The sequence below is a fragment of the Bradyrhizobium sp. genome (assembly GCF_049586575.1).
In the GTDB taxonomy this organism is placed as follows: domain Bacteria; phylum Pseudomonadota; class Alphaproteobacteria; order Rhizobiales; family Xanthobacteraceae; genus Bradyrhizobium.
Genome location: NZ_JBAVCF010000577.1, coordinates 1 through 5,771 on the forward strand (window position 1 = coordinate 1; position 5,771 = coordinate 5,771).

Annotated in this window: 8 protein-coding genes and 2 pseudogenes; 5 read left to right on the forward strand and 5 right to left on the reverse strand. The window is 56.2% G+C overall.

Annotated features, from left to right (window positions below; all coding sequences use genetic code 11):
• Together WB528_RS21740 and tnpA are read right to left on the reverse strand one after the other, a co-directional pair.
• Window positions 1–253, reverse strand: a 253-nt coding sequence (locus WB528_RS21740; protein WP_423890560.1) for a hypothetical protein, incomplete at its 3' end; no start/stop codon positions are given.
• A gap of 45 nt (window positions 254–298) precedes the next feature.
• Window positions 299–817, reverse strand: a complete 519-nt coding sequence (gene tnpA, locus WB528_RS21745) for an IS66-like element accessory protein TnpA (protein ID WP_423890561.1) — start codon at window positions 815–817, stop codon at window positions 299–301.
• An 84-nt stretch (window positions 818–901) separates the two neighbouring features.
• Here tnpA and WB528_RS21750 point away from each other — a divergent pair.
• Window positions 902–1,255 (forward strand): annotated as a pseudogene (locus WB528_RS21750) (transposase); the annotation flags it as partial.
• A 60-nt stretch (window positions 1,256–1,315) separates the two neighbouring features.
• On the opposite strand, the gene WB528_RS21755 reads toward WB528_RS21750, so the two are convergent.
• The gene (locus WB528_RS21755) at window positions 1,316–2,017 is read right to left on the reverse strand and encodes a TetR/AcrR family transcriptional regulator (RefSeq protein ID WP_423890562.1); all 702 of its coding nucleotides are present in this window, start codon (window positions 2,015–2,017) and stop codon (window positions 1,316–1,318) included.
• A 292-nt stretch (window positions 2,018–2,309) separates the two neighbouring features.
• Between WB528_RS21755 and WB528_RS21760 the strand changes: the two genes are divergently transcribed.
• Window positions 2,310–2,750 (forward strand): hypothetical protein, encoded by a 441-nt coding sequence (locus WB528_RS21760; RefSeq protein ID WP_423890563.1) that lies wholly within the window; start codon window positions 2,310–2,312, stop codon window positions 2,748–2,750.
• Between the two features lie 186 nt (window positions 2,751–2,936).
• Here WB528_RS21760 and WB528_RS21765 read toward each other — a convergent pair whose 3' ends face one another.
• Window positions 2,937–3,896 (reverse strand): SDR family NAD(P)-dependent oxidoreductase, encoded by a 960-nt coding sequence (locus tag WB528_RS21765; RefSeq protein ID WP_423890564.1) that lies wholly within the window; start codon window positions 3,894–3,896, stop codon window positions 2,937–2,939.
• 38 nt (window positions 3,897–3,934) lie between these two features.
• Here WB528_RS21765 and WB528_RS21770 point away from each other — a divergent pair.
• From WB528_RS21770 to WB528_RS21780, 3 genes and pseudogenes are all read left to right on the forward strand, one after another.
• Window positions 3,935–4,255: pseudogene (locus WB528_RS21770) on the forward strand (NADP-dependent oxidoreductase); the annotation flags it as partial.
• The gene (locus tag WB528_RS21775) at window positions 4,192–4,710 is read left to right on the forward strand and encodes a zinc-binding dehydrogenase (RefSeq protein WP_423890569.1); all 519 of its coding nucleotides are present in this window, start codon (window positions 4,192–4,194) and stop codon (window positions 4,708–4,710) included. The pseudogene WB528_RS21770 and the gene WB528_RS21775, both read left to right, overlap by 64 nt.
• Before the next feature lie 70 nt (window positions 4,711–4,780).
• Window positions 4,781–5,455, forward strand: a complete 675-nt coding sequence (locus WB528_RS21780; protein ID WP_423890565.1) for a TetR/AcrR family transcriptional regulator — start codon at window positions 4,781–4,783, stop codon at window positions 5,453–5,455.
• Window positions 5,456–5,532: 77 nt separating this feature from the next.
• Here WB528_RS21780 and WB528_RS21785 read toward each other — a convergent pair.
• The coding region (locus tag WB528_RS21785; RefSeq protein WP_423890567.1) for a hypothetical protein at window positions 5,533–5,771 on the reverse strand (239 nt) is incomplete at its 5' end.

The window sequence follows — 5,771 nt, forward strand, 5'->3', positions numbered from 1 at the left end:
CAGAGCCGGCAACGCTCGCGTACCTGCGTAATGCGTTCATCAGGAAGTCGCCCGGTCGAAACTCGTTTCCGATTGCAACGACGAGATCGTTCCGGCTCCGCGCCTCGGCGATCGCTTGCGCCGCGGCTCTCAAGACGGGAAGCACTTGATCTCGGGCGACGGGCATCTTGCCTGACGATTCGAGGAAATCACGTTGAAAGTCGATTAGCAGAAGCGCACGGCGTTCCGCAGCTATTTTGGTCGGCGAACTCATTTAATTGCCCTCTTAAGTTTGGGCCGCCGTCCCGGGACGCGGAGTTCATGATCGCGCTGTGTGTACATCCATCATAACCCAACGCTGGGTTCTGTCGAGGAATGCGAGTATTCGGAGACATTTGCAGGCAGTTGTCGAATCCCAGAAAAAAAGCCCCACGCCTAGGGGGCTTTTCAAGTCGCTAGAACAGTTCAACCGTGTCGCCGCCGTCAACGTCGCGGGATCGACCGCGACCGTGATACGAAGTTGCACTCCGCTGGAAAAAGCGATCTCGATCGTCCCGCCGGTTCCGGCACGAGCCGCCCATGCCGACGGCTCCGGCGCAACCGACACTGCCGCAAATTGCACCTCGCTCTCCTGCCGCAGCTCCCTCACGGCTCCCAATGAACCTGTTCGGGCCTGTCGCCGCCAAGCCGTCAGCAGATTGGGATGCAGATCATTCCGGCGGGCCACATCGACGACACTCGCCGAAGCTGCCTGGCTTTCCTCGACGATCCGAAGCTTCTCGATCGTCGACCATCGTTGCCGCCGCTCCGGACCCGACAGAACCGAAACCTTGCCCACGTTTGCTCATTTGCTTGCAAATCAATCAGCAAACTATCGCAGGCAAGTTGCCGCCCGGAAGGCGGCCCTCGCCGCAGGGTTACTCTGATCCTGCCCTTCTGCAATACCGAAGCGATGAACCTGCGCCTCGCGGAAATCGCCAAGGCGGTCGCACCAGGAGCCCACGCCGTCCTCCTCGTCGATCAGGCCGGATGGCATCTGTCAGCAAGATTGCTCATTCCCGCCAACATCACCATTCTCGCCCTGCCGCCGAAATGCCCTGGGCTCAATCCGGTTGAAATTATCTGGCAGTATATGCGCGACAACTGGCTCTCGAACCGCGTCTTCAAATCCTACGACGATATCGTCGATCACAGCTGCTACGCTTGGAATACCCTTGTGGACCGAGCCTGGAAGATCATGTCCATCGGACTGCGCCAATGGGCGCACGGGTTCTAATCAGTGAGACTTGGTATAATACAAGCCAGCCTGAAACAGGAAACACTATTTGGCGGCCGGTTATAACCGCTTTCGAGGTTTGACCTTTCTTGGCTGCACGCGTGCAGAGGATTCATCATCCATCCGTGCTTTCGATATCTGGGCCTGGGTAATCCGCCTCGCGCGCAGAAAAAATTTCTGATCACCAAGCAGCGCGGCGGTATTCGCTGCCAGTTGGAAGGCAACCAACTCAAACACAAGTTGCTGGACATCCAGTTCTGGATTGAGTTCTTCCGCGTCCTTTGCAGCGTGGATAGTCTTAGCGAGCAGCGAGTGCCAGGCCGTCCTATGAAAATTGACGCGATTTTGAATTGAGCCTGGTCGGGCACGATATTCCGTACCGGTCGCCGAAAGGATGCAGCCACCGGGCAGGATACGCTCCTCCACATAGTCGAACCAGAAATTGCACAATTTCTGCAGTCGTCTTATGGGGGACGGCTCCCCTAACGCGGGTCGCACAACGTGCGAAAAAAAGACGTCCACTGCGGCATCTAAGGTCTTGAGTTGAAGGCCTTCTTTGTCACCAAACAGGACGGTGATATTACCCTTGCTTATGCCGAGATCCGAGGCCAGCCCGCCGATCGTTAGTCCCTCGAGTCCGTTGGTCGAGGCTACATTTACCGCTCGATCGAGTACGTTCGCGCGTGCCTTAATCCCTCGGCGCAGTCGTCCGTCGGGTTCCTGGCGAGCCAAATCGGATCTAACTAGCTTTGTTTTAGCCATGCCTCACCTGAATTTGTCCCGTAAATGTATTTTGTCCGTTGCACAGTTGAGTAACGCACCGTCAGATTATTGATACCACTTCGGATCGTCTCAATCCATCTGATCTTATCTTCGACGATCCTAGACAGGAAATCGCCCCGACGCGTTGTTCAGGCGACCTCATCATCAACCCCTGTCCAACGCCGGCAATCCCCTGAAAGTGCAGCGCTATCCCTTGGGATTGGGCGGCAGGTTTCAAACGAATGGCCGCCTTGAATGCGAACGGCCTGGTCCTGGTCATAGCGGTCCCGTCGTGAACGATCCGCAAAAGGTGAAAAGGATCCTCATCGAATCCCCTCAGTATCTCGACGCTCTCGTCGAGCGAATACCAAACGCCATGGCCGCCAGCGCACCGCCCCACGTCGATGGGGTGCACGCTCTCACGCTTCCGGTTAGCGAATCTCTGTGGCTTGGGTGGCTGACGCTGGCCGTTGCATGGTTGCCCGCTTATCTCATTAAGGGAGCCGGATACACGACAACCAAAGCCGGTTGGGTCGTCGTACTTCCCACATTGACCCAGATTTTTCCGTCTCCAAGCATTAGGTTCTGGTCAAAGCGTCTTTTGGCGCGCGGAGTTACCAGTCGGGCTGCACGTGGTCTGGTTGCCTTGGCCGGCTTCCCGCGCGAAGCAACAACGACGGTTGCGGGCGCGCTGGTTCGATTCCTATTGAACAATGCCGTGACGACCGCATGACCCGAACCGCTTGTATCACCGGGCCGGGATCAAGGGCCACCGGTGCCGCAATATCACTCAACAGAACTGGTTTTGGAGTCCGCGACGTCGATAACAAAGATGAGCTCGTGCTGCGACAAGGTAAAGCCGACGGCTTATAGATCACGCTTGGGAAGGCACATTAAGACTTGCTCATATTTTGTCGATCTAAACGCTAGGACGATGACGTCTGGCCTTATGCCAATCGTCGTGCGGCTCTCCGTCCAGGTTCCTCCGCTCACCCAATCGCGACGTTCGCGAGCCTGCTCTCCCGCTCGGCTGATCTCCCTCGCAAACCTCTGTTGCTGCCAGTAAAGACCCCCCGCCTGTGGGTCGCCAGAGCTGAAAGTTGGCGCAGTGGGGGGAGGCGCGGTTCTTGGGAAACGTCGGTCGCTGTCTCACGATTATCGTTTCTTGCGCGCAGGGTTGATGTTTAAGCAAAGAAGCGGGAGAGACTGCTTGGTGTCCTTGAGCGCGTGCGGTTTGCGTCTGCTCGGACAGATCAAAATTTCTCAATCCAGGGACGCAAATCCAGCGTCCGGCGCTCCGGTGCTGACGATGGAGACCGTGGTAAGCTTCTGCGATGGCGTTTGGCGAGAGAAGCGAGTCCGGTCCTCGTTTCGCGAACTGCTCCCGATACCGCTTCGATTCAGTTTGGCCATCTGTAATGACGTGAGCAACGTGGATCCCCTTGGGGCCGAGCTCCCGAGCCATCGATAGAGCGGGCGCACGCAAGCCACACTTTGACACCGTGAGATTGACGAAACCGACGCTGCCGCTTAGCGATGCCGAGGCTCCAGTGAAAATGATGGTTCCCGAGCCCAGCGGCAGCATGAGTCTCGCGGCCGTCTGGCGGATGAAGAATCTGCCAAAGCATCCGATGCGCCAACGGCGCTCGAAATCCTGAGGAGAGATATCGAGCAGTTTGCCAGGCTCGTATGCATCGGCGCTAAAGATTGAGATTGACAGCAAGCAAACCAATATTAATATATACGTACGACGGTATGTCATAAATAAAAAATCATGGAATGTCTTAGCGCAACATGGTGGTCTATTGCTCGCCCGTTGGCCTGTCGGTTGGGTCGAAGAGCAGGATATCCGCATCGTTGAATCGCCGATTCCGCTCATCGAGACAGGACAAGTCCTGGTGAAGAAACTCCTATTCCGCTCCCGTACAAACCGGAGACGTCATGGTCGGCGAAACGGCCGGTAAACTCATCGATTCACGAAATCTGACGTTTAAGATTGGTGATGCCGTCGTCGGCTTTGGTGGAGGCTGGCAGCAGTACGCATTATCTGACGGCCGCAATCTTCGAAAGATCGATGGCGAAGCTGTGCCACCCTCCGCACATCTTGGCGCCGGGAAAAAACTAAACCAAGCGAGGCGGTTGTTGTGGCCACCGCCTCCAACGCAGTTGGCAGTGTGGATGGCCGGCTCGCAAAACTCGGGGGCTGCCGTGTCGGCGGTGTCGCAGGCGGCACAATGAAATGCGACTACGCAGTTAATGAGTTCGACGTCGATGCTTGCGTCGATTATCGGGCAGATGGTTTCTCGACGAGACTTGCCGCGCCGACGCCAGCCGGCATCGACATCTATTTCGAAATCGTCGAAGGCGCGATCTTCGATGCGGTCTTGCCGCACCGCAATCCTTTCGCGCGCATTCCACTTTGCGGGATGACCTCCGATTACAACTCCACTGAACACTTTGGCATCAGAAATCTTGGAGTCGCTTTGAATAACCGTATCAAGATGCAGGGATTTATCATCTCCTATCATCTTGATCGATGGTCTGAAGCATTGACGGGGCTCACTCGGCTAGTGCGGGATGGTCAGATCAAGTACCGGGAGACCATCACCCAAGGCCTGGAGAATGCGCCAAAGACTCTTGTTGGCCTCTTCAAGAGAGAGAATAACGGAAAACAACCCGTGAGACTCACATGAGAAGGCCCAGGCGTAATCACTTATCGCTACCCCAGCTTACACAATTGATTGGCAGCGAGCGGATGGCGCCATGAGAAAATTCGGGGCGCTGACCGAACCGACCGACCGCATCGAAGATGGTCGGAGACGGCGCGGGGCACAATCGCGGGCCATCATTTTATCGCGCGCAATTGAAATATCTTCCATAGAAGGTCTTGAAGGTCTCACAATCGGTCGATTGGCTTCGGATATCGGAATCAGCAAAGGTAACATTACCGTGCTGTTCGCCGACAAGGAGGCATTGCAGATAGCGACGCTCGACGCCGCGGTCAAGGTTTTTAGCGCCAAAGTCGTTGCGCCATTGGCCGACGATAAGGAACCATCCGAGCGTTTGCAGGCGTTCTGTGGCAACTGGTTCGACTACATCGAGCAGCGGGTATTCGCTGGAGGCTGCATGCTTTACGGGACGAGCAGCGAATATAGGGCAAGGCCGGGAAAGATTCAGGATCGCGTCAACTATCATAAGAACGCGTGGACAAAGCTCTTGAGCGCGACCGCGAGCGAGGCCCAGCGACGAGGTCAAATACGGCACGATATTGATGTCGATCAACTGGTTTTCGAGCTCACGTCATTTCAAGCAGCCGCAAGTATTGCCGCCGCCCTCGGTGATCAGCCGACGTTTTTGCGCGCACGACGTACTAGCCGAGAACGCATCGCGGGCACAATCCTCGGGACAGAAACTAAAGAGGGGGCGACGCATCAATGAGCAAATTGGACTCGCACCATGGCGCTCACCAATCGGACGCATCTCTTCGTGTTAAAGGGCGCTGGAATCGTTATTGATCAAAAAGGGGCTTGTCGATCGATGCAGTCATCTATCAATACGAAACCGAGATGGGACCGCGCAATGGCGCCCTGATGGTAGCTCGCGCAGGGGTCGATCCCGAGTTCACGCGACGCCTTCTCAAAGAAGCGACTGCGGCAATTAGCGAGCTCATCGTTTGTTGCAGAAGCCTGCTCTATGGCACCAGCATCGTGGATGCTCAGCCGCGCGCGCCAGCCGCCGGCGCATTCGTATCTGG